The 15,921-nt window shown below is 73.3% G+C and carries 14 protein-coding genes; 4 read left to right on the plus strand and 10 right to left on the minus strand.

What is annotated here, in order from left to right:
- Window positions 1-727: 727 nt before the first annotated feature.
- Window positions 728-1,753, plus strand: a complete 1,026-nt coding sequence (gene trpS / locus ACF09K_RS07980; protein ID WP_392241655.1) for a tryptophan--tRNA ligase — start codon at window positions 728-730, stop codon at window positions 1,751-1,753.
- Here the strand turns inward: trpS and ACF09K_RS07985 are convergent.
- The gene (locus tag ACF09K_RS07985; protein WP_392241656.1) at window positions 1,693-2,718 is read right to left on the minus strand and encodes a GlxA family transcriptional regulator; all 1,026 of its coding nucleotides are present in this window, start codon (window positions 2,716-2,718) and stop codon (window positions 1,693-1,695) included. The two genes, trpS and ACF09K_RS07985, sit on opposite strands and share 61 nt — an antisense overlap.
- A gap of 75 nt (window positions 2,719-2,793) precedes the next feature.
- On the opposite strand from ACF09K_RS07985, the gene ACF09K_RS07990 reads away from it, so the two are divergent.
- A complete protein-coding gene (locus tag ACF09K_RS07990; protein ID WP_392241657.1) occupies window positions 2,794-3,378 on the plus strand; it encodes a cysteine hydrolase family protein in 585 nt (194 codons plus the stop codon).
- Between the two features lie 47 nt (window positions 3,379-3,425).
- On the opposite strand, the gene proC is transcribed toward ACF09K_RS07990, so the two are convergent.
- The 3 genes from proC to ACF09K_RS08005 form a co-directional block, all read right to left on the minus strand.
- Window positions 3,426-4,238: a pyrroline-5-carboxylate reductase gene (proC, locus tag ACF09K_RS07995; protein ID WP_363092776.1), complete on the minus strand. Its 813-nt coding sequence runs from the start codon at window positions 4,236-4,238 to the stop codon at window positions 3,426-3,428.
- 279 nt (window positions 4,239-4,517) lie between these two features.
- Window positions 4,518-5,309 (minus strand): ABC transporter permease, encoded by a 792-nt coding sequence (locus ACF09K_RS08000; protein WP_392241658.1) that lies wholly within the window; start codon window positions 5,307-5,309, stop codon window positions 4,518-4,520.
- On the minus strand, window positions 5,306-6,139 hold the full coding sequence (locus tag ACF09K_RS08005; protein WP_392241659.1) for an ABC transporter ATP-binding protein: 834 nt from the start codon (window positions 6,137-6,139) through the stop codon (window positions 5,306-5,308). The genes ACF09K_RS08000 and ACF09K_RS08005 overlap by 4 nt, the downstream gene beginning before the upstream one ends.
- 244 nt (window positions 6,140-6,383) lie before the next feature.
- Between ACF09K_RS08005 and ACF09K_RS08010 the strand changes: the two genes are divergently transcribed.
- A complete protein-coding gene (locus ACF09K_RS08010) occupies window positions 6,384-7,550 on the plus strand; it encodes a SulP family inorganic anion transporter (protein ID WP_392241660.1) in 1,167 nt (388 codons plus the stop codon).
- Here ACF09K_RS08010 and ACF09K_RS08015 read toward each other — a convergent pair.
- The 3 genes from ACF09K_RS08015 to ACF09K_RS08025 form a co-directional block, all read right to left on the minus strand.
- On the minus strand, window positions 7,514-8,284 hold the full coding sequence (locus ACF09K_RS08015; RefSeq protein ID WP_392241661.1) for a class I SAM-dependent methyltransferase: 771 nt from the start codon (window positions 8,282-8,284) through the stop codon (window positions 7,514-7,516). The genes ACF09K_RS08010 and ACF09K_RS08015 overlap by 37 nt on opposite strands.
- A gap of 234 nt (window positions 8,285-8,518) precedes the next feature.
- A complete protein-coding gene (locus ACF09K_RS08020) occupies window positions 8,519-9,091 on the minus strand; it encodes an EamA/RhaT family transporter (protein WP_392241662.1) in 573 nt (190 codons plus the stop codon).
- 148 nt (window positions 9,092-9,239) lie between these two features.
- The gene (locus tag ACF09K_RS08025) at window positions 9,240-9,578 is read right to left on the minus strand and encodes an SH3 domain-containing protein (RefSeq protein WP_392241663.1); all 339 of its coding nucleotides are present in this window, start codon (window positions 9,576-9,578) and stop codon (window positions 9,240-9,242) included.
- Between the two features lie 182 nt (window positions 9,579-9,760).
- On the opposite strand from ACF09K_RS08025, the gene ACF09K_RS08030 reads away from it, so the two are divergent.
- Window positions 9,761-11,968: a serine/threonine-protein kinase gene (locus ACF09K_RS08030; RefSeq protein WP_392241664.1), complete on the plus strand. Its 2,208-nt coding sequence runs from the start codon at window positions 9,761-9,763 to the stop codon at window positions 11,966-11,968.
- 163 nt (window positions 11,969-12,131) lie between these two features.
- Here the strand turns inward: ACF09K_RS08030 and ilvD are convergent, their stop codons facing one another.
- From ilvD to ACF09K_RS08045, 3 genes are all read right to left on the minus strand, one after another.
- Window positions 12,132-13,985 (minus strand): dihydroxy-acid dehydratase, encoded by a 1,854-nt coding sequence (gene ilvD, locus ACF09K_RS08035; RefSeq protein WP_392241665.1) that lies wholly within the window; start codon window positions 13,983-13,985, stop codon window positions 12,132-12,134.
- Window positions 13,986-14,180: 195 nt separating this feature from the next.
- Entirely contained in the window at window positions 14,181-14,786 is a 606-nt protein-coding gene (locus ACF09K_RS08040) for a TetR family transcriptional regulator (protein WP_392241666.1), read from the minus strand.
- Entirely contained in the window at window positions 14,783-15,607 is an 825-nt protein-coding gene (locus tag ACF09K_RS08045) for a sugar phosphate isomerase/epimerase family protein (RefSeq protein WP_392241667.1), read from the minus strand. Before ACF09K_RS08045 ends, ACF09K_RS08040 begins: the two co-directional genes overlap by 4 nt.
- Between the last annotated feature and the right edge of the window lie 314 nt (window positions 15,608-15,921).

The following is a 15,921-nucleotide window of genomic DNA, read 5'->3' on the forward strand; positions in this document are numbered from 1 at the left end:
ACTGCCGGGGACGGGGTATCAACATATCTGGCGTTGATTTTTGGCACGCTGTTGAGTTCTCAAGGAACGGACGCTTCCTTCGTACTCACCCGAGATACTCTCTCAGGCTTTCCTCCGGGCGCTTCCCTTCGGTCCTGCGTTTCCGACTCTATCAGACCGCTTCCCGGCCCGATCTCCTCGGCGCTTTCCAGAATCCCGCGTTTTTCTTCGCGGTTTCCTTTCCGGCGGTTCCGACTCTATCAGATCCTTTCGGTTCCGATTCCCCGTCAGAAGGGGGTTTGCCTTCCCGGCTGTTGGGCCGTTCCGACGAGTGAGACTTTAGCGGATTCCCCGGCCCCGAAGCCAATCGGGGCGGCGTCCTTTCGAACGTGGATTCCTCATTTCGCGAATACGCACGGCAATGACACGACGGCAGACGAATCGACTGCTCGCCGAGGAGTGCTGGGTACTTGCGGAATGGTTGTCCGGAGTCGACGCTCACGTCGGACAACTCGGAGAACACTACGTATCCCTCCGGGGCGTGTCAACCCAGGCCCCAGGAGCACCTCGGAGGCGTACGCTGGCCCGCATGACTACGCATACGTGCAGCACCCAGCTGTGGTGGGCCGCCTGACGGCGGCCGGACTGACGTGTGCACTCAACGGCCGCCGCCTCGGCGGCCGTTTCTGTTTCTCCCTCCCGAGGGTCGGCCGGCCGGGCGCGGTGGCCTCGACCAGGAGGTGGAGAGATGAAGCGGGTCTTCAGCGGGGTCAAGCCGACCGGGCATCTGACGCTGGGGAACTATCTGGGGGCCATGCGGCAGTGGGCCGACGTCGATCAGCACCGGGCGGACGCGCTGTTCTGCGTGGTCGACCTGCACGCCCTCACCGTGGACCACGACCCCGCGCGGGTGCGTCGGCTGAGTCGGCAGGCCGCGACGCTGCTGCTCGCGGCCGGGCTGGATCCGGAGCTGTGCACCCTCTTCGTGCAGAGCCACGTGGACGAGCACGCGCGGCTGTCGTACGTACTGGAGTGCGTGGCCACCGACGGCGAGATGCGGCGGATGATCCAGTACAGGGAGAAGGCCGCGCGGGAGCGTGAGCGGGGCGGGAGCGTGCGGCTGTCGCTGCTCACCTATCCGGTGCTGATGGCGGCGGACATCCTGGCGTACGGGACGGACGAGGTGCCGGTCGGGGACGACCAGGCCCAGCACGTGGAGCTGACCCGGGACCTGGCGCTGCGGTTCAACCAGCGCTACGGACAGGCGTTCGTGGTGCCCAGGGCCACGCATCCGCCGGTGGGGGCGCGGGTCATGAACCTCCAGGAACCGACGTCGAAGATGGGCAAGAGCGACGACTCGGGTCCCGGCATCGTCTACCTGCTGGACGAGCCGGACGTCGTACGGAAGAAGGTCATGCGGGCCGTGACCGACAGCGGGCGGGAGGTCGTGTACGACCGGGAGGAGCGGCCCGGCGTCGCGAACCTGCTGGAGATCCTCGCGGCGTGCACGGGCGGGAACCCGCGGGCCCTGGCGGACGTGTACGAGTCGTACGGCGCTTTGAAGAGGGACACCGCCGACGCGGTGGTGGAGGTGCTGCGGCCCGTGCGGGCCAGACACCAGGAGTTGTGCGCCGACCCGGTGTTCGTGGAGGGGGTGCTGAGGGACGGTGCGGAGAGGGCGCGGGCGATGGCCCGGCCGGTCGTGGACGCCGCCTACCGGGCGATCGGGCTGCTGCCCGCGATGGCGGAGCCGGCGCTGAACGCGGCGCGGTAGGCGCGGGGGCTGGTGGCGAGGCGCGATGCGAAGTGCTGGCGCATCGTGACCTCGCTGCCGAAGCCCGCGCGGCGGGCGACCTCGGGCATGGGGAGGTCGGTGCGTTCGAGGAGCTTCTGCGCGGCGGCGAGGCGCTGGTCGAGGAGCCAGCGGAGGGGGGTGGTGCCGGTGGCCGCCGTGAAGTGGCGGGCGAAGGTGCGCGGGGACATGCCGGCGCGAGCCGCCAGGCCGGCGACCGTGAGCGGTTCGTGGAGGTGGCGGAGCGCGTGTTCGCGGACGGCGGCGAGGGCGTCGGCGTCGCGGTCGGTGTGGGGTGTGGCGTGTTCGATGAACTGGGCCTGGGTGCCGGTGCGGAAGGGGGCGGTGACCATCGAGCGGGCGATGGTGGCGGCCGCTTCCGCGCCGTGGGACCGGCGGACCAGGTGCAGACAGAGGTCGATGCCGGCCGCGGTGCCGGCGGCGGTCCAGATGTTGTCGTCCTCGATGAAGAGGGCGTCGGGGACGACGGTGACCTCGGGGTGACGGGCGCGCAGCAGGTCGACCAGGTTCCAGTGGGTGATCGCGCGGCGGCCGTCGAGGAGGCCGGCCTGGGCGAGGGTGAAGGCGCCCCCGCAGAGGGCGGCGATGGTGGTGCCGCGGGCGTGGGCGCGGCGGAGGGCCTGGAGGACGGGTGGTGGTGCGGGGGTGACGTGGTCGTCGAGGCCGGGGACCAGGATCAGGTCGGCGCGCGGCAGCCAGGAGAGGGTGCGGTCGGGCAGGAGGCTGAGTCCGCCGCGCATGGGGACGGGCGTGGCGGTGTCGGGGGCGACGCGGCGCAGGTCGAAGGCGGGCGCGTCGCGGTCGGTGCGGTCGGTGCCCCAGACCTCGGTGATGACGGAGACGTCGAAGGCCCGGATGCCGGGGAAGGCGACGAGGGCCACCCGGTACGCGTCCTGTCGTCCCCCGCCCGCGCCGCCCTGGTCCATGCGTGGCAGTAAACCATCGATCGCCGACTTTTCACCTGCTGGGACGGGAGGCGTCGTGGCGGCAGGATCGGGGGCATGGACATCGCTGAGAACGCAGCACTGGTGGTCGTGGACGTGCAGGAGGGCTTCGAGGAGACCGGGTTCTGGGGGCCCCGGAACAACCCCGGCGCCGACGGCCGCATCGCCACGCTCATCGACGTGTGGCAGGCCACGGGGCGGCCGGTCGTGTTCGTGCGGCACGACTCGGTCAAGCCGGACTCACCGTTGCGGCCGGGGTACGGGGGGAACGGCTTCAAGACGTACGTGGAGGAGAGGAGGGGCAAGGGCTCCGGTGCCGAGCTGCTCGTCACGAAGACGGTGAACTCGGCTTTCTACGGGACGCCGGACCTGGACGCGTGGCTGAAGGGGCGGGGGATCGCGCAGGTGGTGCTGGCCGGGATCCAGACCAACATGTGCGTGGAGACGACCGCCCGGATGGGCGGGAACCTGGGGTACGACGTCGTGGTCGCGTACGACGCCACCCACACGTTCGACCTGGAGGGGCCGTTCGGCTGGCGGCTGAGCGCGGACGAGGTGGCGCGGGCGTCGGCGGTGTCGCTGCACGGGGGCGGCTTCGCGCGGGTCGTCACCACCGGGGAGGTGGTGGACGCGGCGAAGTGACCGCCCCCAGTGGGGCGGTGAGGTGGTGGGGCGGTGCGCCCGTGCCGTCAGTCCTTGGTGCCGGCGGCCAGCTCGCGGCTGCGGTCGCGGGCGGCCTCCAGGGCGGCGATGAGGGCGGCGCGTACGCCGTGGTTCTCGAGTTCGCGGATGGCGCTGATGGTGGTGCCGGCCGGGGAGGTGACGTTCTCGCGGAGCTTGACCGGGTGTTCGCCGCTGTCGCGGAGCATCGTCGCGGCGCCGATCGCGGACTGGACGATGAGGTCGTGGGCCTTGTCGCGGGGCAGGCCGAGCAGGATGCCCGCGTCCGTCATCGCTTCGACGAGGTAGAAGAAGTACGCCGGGCCGGAGCCGGAGAGGGCCGTGCAGGCGTCCTGCTGCGACTCGGGGACGCGGAGCGTCTTGCCCACGGATCCGAAGATCTCCTCGGCGTGGGCGAGGTGGTCGGCGCTGGCGTGGCTGCCGGCGGAGATGACGGACATGGCCTCGTCGACGAGGGCGGGCGTGTTCGTCATGACGCGGACGACGGGGACACCGGCGGTGAGGCGCTCCTCGACGAAGGCGGTCGTGATGCCGGCGGCTCCGCTGATGACGAGGCGGTCGGCGGGGACGTGCGGGGCCAGCTCGTCGAGGAGGGCGCCCATGTCCTGCGGCTTGACCGTGAGGATGAGGGTGTCGGCGGTCTTGGCGGCTTCGGCGTTGGTGACCGGGGTGACGCCGTAGCGGGCGCGGAGTTCCTCGGCGCGGTCCGCGCGGCGGGCGGTGACGAGGAGGTCGGCGGGGGGCCAGCCGCCTCGGAGCATGCCGCTGAGAAGGGCTTCGCCGATCTTGCCGGTGCCTAGGACTGCGACTTTCTGGGACATGGCGGGGTCCTCCGGGAGTGTGCGTCGTCCGGGGTCATCCTCGCACCGGGGCCGGTGCGGGGGTGGGAGCTGTCCGGTGGGTGGGCGGCGCGGACCCGTCCCCGCCGCCGTTCCGCGCCGGCCCCCGCTCCGTCCTTCGGGTCCGTCCTTCGGGTCCGTCCTCGGGATCCGGCCCTCGGATCCGGCCGTCGGATCCGGCCGTCGGGGCTCGCTGCCTTGTCTGCGTTGTCTGCGTTCCTCGTGCTCGGCCGTGAGCTCCTCCCGGCGGATGCGGGTCCGTCACGTCGTCCGGCGGCGCAGTGTCGCTGCTCCCAGGCCGAGGACCAGCAGGGCGCAGCCCGCCACGACGAGCACGTCCCGGACGAAGGTCGCCGTCATGTCGGCGTGGGCGAGGACCTCGTTCATGCCGTCGACCGCGTAGGACATGGGCAGGACGTTCGAGATGCCCTCCAGGACGGGGTGCATGGTGTCGCGGGGGGCGAAGAGGCCGCAGAGGAGGAGCTGGGGGAAGATCACCGCCGGCATGAACTGGACCGCCTGGAACTCGGAGGCGGCGAAGGCCGAGACGAAGAGGCCGAGGGCGGTGCCGAGGAGGGCGTCGAGCAGGGCCACCAGGAGGAGGAGCCAGGTGCTGCCCCGCACGTCCAGGTCGAGGAACCAGAGCGCCAGGCCGGTGGCGAGGGCGGACTGGACGATCGCGAGGGCGCCGAAGGCCAGGGCGTATCCGGCGATCAGGTCGCCCTTGCCGAGGGGGAGGGCGAGGAGGCGTTCGAGGGTGCCCGAGGTGCGTTCGCGCAGGGTGGCGATGGACGTGACCAGGAACATCGTGATCAGGGGGAAGATCCCGAGGAGGGACGCGCCGATGTTGTCGAAGGTGCGGGGGCTGCCGTCGAAGACGTAGCGGAGCAGGACCAGCATCAGGCACGGGACCAGGATCATCAGGGCGATCGAGCGGGGGTCGTGGCGCAGCTGTCGCAGGACACGGGCGGCGGTGGCGGTGGTGCGGGAGAGGTTGAGGGGGGCCGTGGGGGCGACGGGGGTGGGTGCGGCGGGCGCGGTGTCCGTGGTCATCGGGTCCTCTCCTTCTTGCGGGTCGCTTCGGCCGCCTCGTCGACCAGGTGCAGGAAGGCCGCCTCGACCGTGTCCGAGCCGGTGCGGGCGCGCAGCTCGTCGGGGGTGCCGTCGGCGAGGATCTCGCCCTCGCGCATGAGGAGGAGGCGGTGGCAGCGCTCGGCCTCGTCCATGACGTGGGAGGAGACGAGGAGGGTGGTGCCGCGGGAGGCGGCGATGTCGTGGAAGAGGTTCCACAGGTCGCGGCGCAGGACCGGGTCGAGGCCGACCGTCGGTTCGTCCAGGACGAGGAGTTCCGGGGCGCCGAGGAGGGCCACGGCCAGGGAGACGCGGCTGCGCTCGCCTCCGGAGAGGTTGGCGGCCAGGGCGTCGGTGCGGCCGGTCAGGTCGACGTCGGCGATCGCGCGGGTGACGTTGTCGTGGCGGCGGGCGGCCGCCGCGCGGCCGGGGTCGAGGACGGCCGCGAAGTAGTCGAGGTTCTGGCGGACCGACAGGTCGTCGTAGACGGAAGGCGCCTGGGTGACGTAGCCGATGCGGGTGCGCAGGGCGGGGTGGCCGGCCGGCCGGCCGAGTACGTCCAGGGTGCCGGTGACCTTGGCCTGGGTGCCGACGATCGCCCGCATCAGCGTCGACTTGCCGCATCCCGAAGGGCCGAGGAGGCCGGTGATCCGGCCGCGCGGGACCGCGAAGTCGAGGGTGCGCAGGACCGTGCGGGGGCCTCGGACGACGCTGAGGTCGCGGGCGCGCACGGCGGCGGGGGCGGTCGGGACCGGGTCGTCGGGTCCCGGGTCGTCGGGGGGTTCGGAGGCCCGGTCCTCATAATTCATCATGCGATGAATAATCTCTCCGCGGTACGGGAGCCGTCAAGCGGCCGGGAGCGTGTTGCGCGGCACGGGCGCGCGGTGGCGCTCGGGAGGCGGGGCGGTTGCGCTCGTGCGCTTCCCCGTTCGTGTGGCCGTCGGTGCTTTCCGGTGCGCAGCCGGCGGATCTCATGAAAATGGGATTCATTCGGCCGCGCCTTCCCCCGGCACGGCCCCCACGCATCTCCCGTTCCCGACCGGAGGTGCCGTCGTCATGCGTCATGGTGTCCGCGAGGCCGACCTGTGGGCTTCCTCGACCGTTCTGCTCGTCGCGCTGCCCGTGTGCACGGGCGTCGCCCTGCTCTGCCCGCTCCCCGCCGGGTCGGCGCTGCTCACCGGCCTGGGCGGCGCGCTGGCCGCCTCACTGGCGCGGCTGGGGAGGTGGTTCCGGGCCGCGCCGGTGGCGGTCGTACGGGGGACGCTCGCCGGGATCGGACTCGTCCTGGTCGCCGGGCAGGTGTACGCCCTCGGGGACGCGGCGGTGCCGGTGGGCGGGTTCGGGACGGCCGCCGGACCGGCGGTCCCGCCCGGGCGGACGGATCCGGTGGCGTTGTCGGTGGGGGCTGCCACCCTGGTCCTGTCGTTGCTGTGGCGGCGATGGCGGTGGGGTGCGCGGCTGGTTCCGGCGCCGCTGGCCGCCGTGGTGTCGGCGGCGGCCGCGACCTGGGCGTTCGACCTGGAGGTGCGGCGCGTCGAAGCACGGGGGCCGGGAGGTGCCGTGGGGCTGCCGGACGTCGCGGAGTCCGTGCGGCTCGCGGAGGTGGGCGCGACGGGGGCCGTCGTGGCGCTCGTGCTGGTCGCGTCGGCACGGTGGTCGTTCCCGCGGGTGCCGCGGCGCGGGGGACCGCCGGCGGTCGCGGTCGTCGTGGCCGGGGTGCTCGCGGCGCTCGGGGTGGCGGGAGTGGTGCCGGCCGCGGCGGTGGCCGCCCTGCTCCTGTACGTCGGCTGCGGCCTCGTTCCCGTCCGGGAGGTGCGGGCGTGGTGGCGTGGGCATCGCGGCGAGGTGGCGGTGCTGGGCGTGACGGCGGTCGTGGTGGTCGTGGGGAATCTGTTCGTGGGGGTGCTGGCCGGGCTGGCGCTGGCCGTGGCGAAGACGGCCTGGGAGGTCAGCCAGGTGCGCGTGGAGATCGAGGACCGGGGTGACGCCGGGATCGTCGTACGGCTGCTGGGGCATGCGACGTTCCTGCGGCTGCCGCATCTGCTGGACGCCCTGCACGCGCTGGACGTCCAGCACCGGGACCGGGAGGTACGGCTGGAGCCGGCCGGGCTGCGGCATGTGGATCACGCGTGCGCTGCGGCCCTGGAGGGGTGGGCCGCCGCCCGCGAGAGGCGGATGCCGCGGGGTCAGGGGCGGATCGCGAGCAGCAGGCCGACGTCGTAGGTCTCCTCGACCACGCCGTCGGGGAAGACGGCCGAAAGACGCCGGCGCTCCCCGTCGAGGAAGGCGTCGGTGCTCTCCCGGCCGTGCACCAGGAACAGCGAGTGGCTGCCGATGTTCGCCAGGTGCGTGTCGACGGGGACGCGACGGCTCCAGCGGATGCGGCGGTGCGCGAAGTCGAGGCGGCCGTCGGCGGCGGCGAGGGCGGCGTGGGTGCCGTCGCCGTTGCCGCCCACGGCCCGTTCGAGACCGAAGTGCCGCTCGACGCGGGCCGTCTGCGCGTCGATCCACGGCACGTCGAGCGCGGCGGCGTTCCACCAGAGGGCGAGGGCGCCGCCGGGGCGCAGGACGCGCAGGGCCTCCGGGATCGAGCGGTCCGGGTCGGTCCAGTGCCAGGACTGGGCGTAGGTGAGGAGGTCGAGGGAGGCGGTGGCGAGGGGCAGGTGGTTGCCGTCGCCGCGCACGATCGGCACGTCGGGGAGGTCCCGGCGGAACTGCTCCGCCATACCGGCACCCGGTTCGACGGCCACGACCCGGGCGCCGCGGGCGTGCAGGAGGGCGGTCCCGATCCCGGTGCCGGCGCCGACGTCGGCGACCCGCGCACCGGCCAGCGGACGGCCCGCCGTCTCCTCGATCGCTTCGAGGAGTGCCGCCGGGTAGGAGGGGCGGTTGGCGGCGTACTGGGCCGCGGCGGGGTCGAAGGAGAGGGCCCTGGGGGTGCTGGAGGCGGGGGTCATGCGGACCATGGTGGCGGGAGGGGGCAGGGGGGACCAGAGGGCCGGGGTGTGCCGGGGTGCCGGTGCCGCCGCGGGGGCGGTCGGCCGGTGCCGCCGTGGAGTTGCGGTGACACCGGCCGCCGTGCGGTCCGCGCGGTTCGCGGGGTCCGTGGGGTCGCCAGACGGTTCGCGGGGTCGCCCTCGTGGTCCGTGAGGTCGCCGCAGATCCGCGAGATCGCCCGGGTGCGGGCGTCCTCAGGAGCGGCGGCGCTTCTTCGACGGGTTGCGGGTGCGGCGGGCGGTGCGGCGTTCGTGCTCGGCGCGGGCCGTCTCGTACTCCTCGCGGTGCAGCTTCTCGCCCGGGGCCTCCGTGAGCGAGCGGAGGAAGTAGGCGAGGAGGGAGCCGACGAAGCCGATGGCCGGCAACCCGCGCGGGGAGGCCTGGCGGCCGGGGTCGGGGCGCTCGGTGAAGCCCTCCCAGGTGTTCCGGAAGGCCAGGGCGCTGGAGATCGCGAATATGACGGTGACCAGCACGGTCACGAAGCCGCCGGTGCCGGCGAGCGCGAGGCCCTCGTAGGCGAGGCGCAGGACGAGACAGGAGGCGACCGCGGCGGCCAGCGAGCCGACGGCCACGCCGATGCGGCGGAGCGGGTAGCCGCGGTCGTGGTCCACCCAGGTGGTGCCGAAGAAGCGGAGGGGCTCCGGGCGGGGCCCGGAGGGGACGCCCGCGGCCGGGGCACCGGCCGGGTGGGCGGGCCGGCCGGAGGGGCCCGCCCCGGTCTCCGGGGAACCCGCCTCGGTGTCCGGCGTGCCGTTCTCGTCACTCACGGGACGATTATGGCTCCGGGTCGGGCGGGCTCCCCGGCAGGGTGCGCGGTGGAGCGCCGAGCGACGCGTGCGGGACGCGTGCGGTGGAGCGCCGAGCGACGCGTGCGCGACGCGTGCGGTGGAGCGCCGCGCGACGCGTGCGGTCGGGTCAGGCGCAGCGGGGGGCTATGTAGCCGTCGCTGCCCGTCCTCACGTACGCGTCCGAGACGAACTGGCCGTCGGCGATGTTGTCCCAGATGTTCGTCGTGCCGTACGGGCCGGTGACCGAGGTGCCGGGCGTCTGGCAGAAGATCGGCACCTTCGTGCCCTCGGGCAGCACCTTGACGATCGGGTAGCTGGTGGCCGGTCCGCTGCGTACGTTGAGGCGGACGCCGGGCGCCACCGGGTAGTACGTCAGCGCCGCCGTCACGGCCCGCGCCTCGACGCCGCCCCCGGCCGCCCCGGTCTCCCTGACCCCCGTCACTTCTTCCACGCGGTCTGCGGACATGAAAAAACCTCCCCCGTCGGACCCCATGACTGCCATGGGGTCCCGTTGATTCCCCGCAATCACGACATGAAACACATGTACACGATTGGCACAGGGAGGCTAGCAAGCCGCCTCGGTCGCGTGAGCGTCATCGACTAGGCTCCGTGCGTCGCGCGCGCGGACGAACAGCACGGGGGTGGTCCATGGCGCCGCAGCACAACACCGGAGCGGACGCGGAAGCGGAACTTCCGGAGTACGCCGGTCACTACCACCTGGAGTCCTGCCTGGGCTCGGGCGGCATGGGCGTGGTCCACCTGGCCCGCAGCACCTCGGGCATGAAGGTCGCGGTGAAGGTCGTGCACGCCGAGTTCGCGCGGGACCCCGAGTTCCGGGGCCGGTTCCGGCAGGAGGTGGCGGCCGCGAGGCGGGTGAGCGGCGCCTTCACCGCGCCCGTCGTCGACGCCGACCCGGAGGCCGAACGGCCCTGGATGGCCACGTTGTTCATTCCCGGCCCGACCCTGTCGCAGCACGTGAAGCGGAACGGGCCCATGGGCGCGGGCGAGTTGCGGCGGCTGATGGCCGGGCTCGCGGAGGCACTGCGGGACATCCATCGGGTCGGGGTGGTGCACCGGGATCTGAAGCCCAGCAACGTCCTGCTCGCCGAGGACGGTCCGAAGGTCATCGACTTCGGCATCTCACGGCCGAAGGACAGCGAACTGCGCACCGAGACCGGCAAGTTGATCGGGACACCGCCGTTCATGGCGCCGGAGCAGTTCCGGCGGCCGCGGGAGGTCGGGCCCGCCGCGGACGTGTTCGCGCTGGGATCGGTGCTGGTGCACGCGGCGACCGGGCGGGGGCCGTTCGACTCGGACAGCCCCTACGTCGTCGCCTACCAGGTCGTGCACGACGAGCCGGATCTGACCGGTGTGCCGGAGAGCCTGGCCCCGATGGTGCTGCGCTGCCTCGCGAAGGAGCCCGAGGACCGCCCCACGCCCGACGAACTGATGCGGGAACTGCGGTCGGTGGCGGCCTCGTACGACACGCAGGCGTTCATACCGGCGCAGCGTTCGCCCGGCGACGGCGTGCCGGGGTCCGCGTGGCCGGAGCCGGCCGGGTCACCGGGATCCTCGGGGGCGGGGAGCCCGCCGGGGTCCTCCGCGGACCCGGCCGGCGCGGCCCGGCCCTCGCCGGCCCGGCCGGGCGTGCGGCGGTGGACCGTGTGGCGGCGGGGCGGGCGGCGGCGGGCCGCGCTCGCCCTCGGCTCGCTGGTGCTCGTCGCGGGCGGCGGGTTCGCCTCCGCCCAGCTGTTCGGCGAGGACACGGCCGGGGCCGCGTCCCGGGGCGCGGAAGGCTCGCGGTCCGCCGCGGGCGTCCGCGCGCCGTGGGCGACGCGTCCCGCGGGGGACGACGGGATGCCGCGGTGCGCGTACGGCGCCCGGCGGCTGCTCTGTGCCCAGGCGGGGCAGGTGTCCGCCCTCGACGCCTCCGACGGACGCGTGCTGTGGCGGCACGCCCTGTCCGCCGGGGACGGACCCCGTGAGGCGCCGGTCGTCGCGGGCGGACTGGCGCATGTGCTCACGCACGCGGGCGAGCGCGTCGAGGCCCTCGACCCGGCGTCGGGGCGGGTGCGCTGGGAGCGGGACGTGTCGGCGTACCGGGGGGTCCGGTACGCGGGCGGGACCCTGCTGCTGACGGCGGCCGACGGCACGGTGACCGGGGTGGACGCGGCGTCCGGGCGTACCGGATGGAGCCGGCGGATCCCGGGGGCGGGCGATCCGTACTTCGTGTCGTTCCCCGGGGACGCGCTGGTCTACGCGACCAGTACCTCCGGTGAGGGCCGGACCCGGGTCACCGCGGTGGACCCCGGCACCGGAGAGGTGCGCTGGGACGAGCGGTTCGACGAGGCGGTGACGCCGGTGGGCGCCGCGGACGGCAGTATCGTTTTTCTGGCCGGGGACGGCGACGGCGGTTACGGCACGGTGGACGCGGTGATCCGTTTCTCCCCCGCGACCGGGGCGTCGCGGCGGGTGGCGCTGTCCGTCGCGCTCCAGCAGCCGACCGCGGCCGTCGACGGCGACCGCGTCTACCTCATGACGTACGACGGAGCCCTCGTGGCCGTCGACACCCGGCGGGAGAAGCGGCTGTGGTCCCTCCAGACGGCCGTGAGCAGGGGGTCGGTGCCGGTCGCCGACGGCGCGCACGTGTTCTTCAGCGCTCCCGACGGCCGTCTCCTCGCCGTCGACGCGGAGGCGGGGAGACTCGTCGGCCAGACGGAGCTGCGGCTCGGCGCGCGGTCGGACGAGGTGGTCAGTACGCTGCCGGCGCCCGAGGCGGCCGACGGACGGGTGTACGCCGGGGCTCCCGACGGGACGGTGTTCGCGGTGGACGGACGTGATCCGGCGGGCTGGTGAGGCTCGCGGGGTTCGTGAGGCCCATGGGGTTCGTGAGGCCCGGGGGGCGGGTGTGCGGGCTTCACGGGCCTCGTGGCTCCCGCCCCCGCGCGGAAGGGCCGCCCCCGGTCGACGGAGGCGGCCCTTCGGTGTTCGGTGTTGGGCGCTGGACGTCGGGCGGACGTCAGCCCAGCTTCGACACGTCTCGCACCGCGCCCTTGTCGGCGCTCGTCGCCATCGCGGCGTAGGCGCGCAGGGCGGCGGAGACCTTGCGCTCGCGGTTCGCGGGGGCGTACGCCCCGTTCAACGCCTGCTCGCGGCGGCCGAGTTCCGTCTCGTCGACGAGCAGCTCGATCGTGCGGTTCGGGATGTCGATGCGGATGCGGTCGCCGTCCTCGACGAGGGCGATGGTGCCGCCGGAGGCCGCCTCCGGGGAGGCGTGGCCGATGGACAGCCCCGAGGTGCCGCCGGAGAAGCGGCCGTCCGTGATCAGGGCGCAGGTCTTGCCGAGGCCGCGGCCCTTGAGGAAGGACGTCGGGTAGAGCATCTCCTGCATGCCGGGGCCGCCCTTGGGGCCCTCGTAGCGGATGACGACGACGTCGCCGTGGGTGATCCGCTTGTTGAGGATCTTCTCGACGGCCTCCTCCTGCGACTCGCAGACGACCGCGGGACCCTCGAAGGTCCAGATCGACTCGTCGACGCCGGCCGTCTTCACCACGCAGCCGTCGACGGCGAGGTTGCCCTTGAGGACCGCCAGGCCGCCGTCCTTGGAGTAGGCGTGCTCGGCGGAGCGGATGCAGCCGTTCTCGGCGTCGTCGTCGAGGGTCTCCCAGCGCTCGGACTGGGAGAAGGCCTCGGCGGAGCGGACGCAGCCGGGGGCCGCGTGCCACAGTTCCACCGCCTCGGCGCTCGGCGAGCCGCCGCGGACGTCCCAGGTCTTCATCCAGTCCGCCAGGGACGGGCTGTGGACGGAGTGCACGTCCTCGTTCAGCAGGCCGGCGCGGTGCAGCTCGCCGAGGAGGGCGGGGATGCCGCCGGCGCGGTGCACGTCCTCCATGTAGTACGTGCGGTCCTTGGCGACGTTCGGCGCCACCTTGGCCAGGCAGGGGACCCGGCGGGAGACCTCGTCGATCTCGTTCAGGCCGAACGGGACGCCCGCCTCCTGGGCCGCCGCCAGCAGGTGCAGGATCGTGTTGGTCGAGCCGCCCATCGCGATGTCCAGCGCCATCGCGTTCTCGAACGCGGCGACGGTGGCGATGTTGCGCGGCAGGACCGTCTCGTCGTCCTGCTCGTAGTGGCGGCGGGTGATGTCCATGACCGTGCGCGCGGCGTCCACGTAGAGCCGCTTGCGCGCGGTGTGGGTGGCCAGGACCGAGCCGTTGCCGGGCAGGGAGAGGCCGATGGCCTCGGTCAGGCAGTTCATCGAGTTGGCGGTGAACATGCCGGAACAGCTGCCGCAGGTCGGACAGGCGTTCTCCTCGATACGGAGGATGTCCTCGTCGGAGATCTTGTCGTTCACGGCGTCGGAGATCGCGTCGACCAGGTCGAGCGTGCGGACCGTGCCGTCGACGAGGGTGGCCCGGCCGGACTCCATCGGGCCGCCGGAGACGAAGACCGTCGGGATGTTCAGGCGCAGGGCCGCCATGAGCATGCCCGGCGTGATCTTGTCGCAGTTGGAGATGCAGACCAGGGCGTCGGCGCAGTGCGCCTCGACCATGTACTCCACGCTGTCCGCGATCAGGTCGCGGGAGGGCAGGCTGTACAGCATGCCGCCGTGGCCCATCGCGATGCCGTCGTCGACGGCGATCGTGTTGAACTCGCGCGGGATGCCGCCGGCCTCCGTGATCGCCTCGCTGACGATCCGGCCGACCGGCTGGAGGTGCGTGTGGCCGGGCACGAACTCGGTGAAGCTGTTGGCCACCGCGATGATCGGCTTCCGGCCGATGTCCGCACCGGGTACACCGGAGGCCCGCATCAGGGCGCGGGCGCCCGCCATGTTGCGGCCGTGGGTGACTGTGCGGGACCTCAGCTCGGGCATCGTCGCTCGCTCCTTCAGACAGGTAGGGCTGTCCTCGAGCGTACGCCGGTCATCCAGGGTGCGGGACGAGGTGTCCGGAATGCGGGATGCGCATCTCGCGTCGCACCTGGTGCCGGGGGCGCCGGTCCGCGTGCCGGTCCGGGCCCCTCGCCGAGCCGGGCCCTGCGCCGCGTCGTGCTCAGGGCCGAGCCGCGCTCAGGGCCCGGTGAGGTGGCCCTGCACCACGGGCGCCAGGCGCGCGACGACCTGCTCGATGTCCGCCGACGCCAGCGGTTCCACCTTGATCACGTACCGCAGCATGGCCGTACCGACCAGTTGCGCGGCCGCCAGCTGGGCGCGCAGTTCGGCGTCCGGCACGTCGAGCTGGGCGGCGATGCGGCCCAGCAGCTGCGCGGCGACGAGACGGCGGAAGACGGCCGCGGCGGTCTCGTTGTCAACGGCCGAGCGGACGACCGCCAGCAGCGGCACGCGCGTCGCGGGGTTCTCCCAGACGCCGAACATGAAGCGGGTCAGCCGTTCCCCGACCTGGTCCAGCGGCGCCTCGGCCACCGCGTCCGGCCCGTCGAGCACGGGCGCGACGGACACCTCGACGGCCGCCGCGAAGACCTGCTCCTTGGTGCCGAAGTAGTGGTGCACCAGCGCCGCGTCGACCCCGGCCGCCTTGGCGATGCCCCGTACCGTCGACTTCTGGTAGCCCCGCTCCGAGAACTCCTCGCGGGCCGCGGCGAGGATGCGGTCGCGGGTGTCGGTGGACTCCGCGCGCGGGGGGCGGCCGCGGCGGCGCGCGGTGGTGCCGGTCACCGGCGGGGCACCTTCGCCGCCGAGGCCAGGTGCAGGCGCGTGAAGGCGAGGGCCTCCGCGAGGTCGGCCTCGCGTTCGGCGCTGGACATCGCGCGCCGGGTGTTGACCTCGATGACGACGTGCCCGTCGAAGCCGCTCAGCGCGAGCCGTTCCAGCAGCTCGGCGCAGGGCTGCGCGCCCCGGCCGGGCACGAGGTGCTCGTCCTTGGCGGAACCGTTGCCGTCGGCCAGGTGCACGTGCCCCAGCCGGTCGCCCATGCGGTCGAGCATGTCCATCGCGTCCGCGCGGGCGGTCGAGGCGTGGCTGAGATCGATGGTGAAGTGCCGGTAGTCGTCGTTCGTCACGTCCCAGTCGGGCGCGTACGCGAGCATCTCGCGGTCGCGGTAGCGCCAGGGGTACATGTTCTCGACGGCGAACCGTACGTCCGTCTCGTCCGCCATCCGCCAGATGCCCTGGACGAAGTCGCGCGCGTACTGGCGCTGCCAGCGGAAGGGCGGGTGGACGACGACGGTGCCCGCGCCCAGCTTCTCGGCCGCGGCGCGCGCCCGCTGGAGCTTGACCCACGGGTCGGTCGACCACACGCGCTGCGTGATGAGCAGGCACGGGGCGTGCACGGCGAGGATCGGGACGCGGTGGTAGTCGCTGAGTCTGCGGAGCGCGTCGATGTCCTGGCTGACCGGGTCGTTCCACACCATGACCTCGACCCCGTCGTAGCCGAGGCGTGCCGCGATCTCGAAGGCCGTCGCCGTCGACTCCGGGTAGACCGAGGCAGTCGACAGGGCGACCTTCGCATCCGGAACGCGCGCGACTGGCTCTGCCATGGGGGACAGGTTACGGGGTGCGGTGACCGGACTGACGGGTGTCCGTGCGCCGTTGTGGCGCATGCCACGGGGGGTGGCCGGGATCCGTCGGTCCGTCTGCCGCGGCAGCCGTGCGCCCGCCGGGCCGATCGCCTCGTGCCCTCACGCGCGCGTGCCCACCGGGTCGGGTGGCCTCACCCTCCAGGCGCGCGAGGTCCGGGGCACGGGGGCCGGAGCACCGGACACGGGGCACGAGGTCCGGGGCGCGAGGTCCGGGGCACAGGGTCCGAATCGCCTCGTGCCCTCACGCGCGCGTGCCATCCCGGTGCCCGCCC

It is taken from the genome of Streptomyces sp. NPDC014882, assembly GCF_043081325.1.
Classification (GTDB): Bacteria; Actinomycetota; Actinomycetes; order Streptomycetales; family Streptomycetaceae; genus Streptomyces.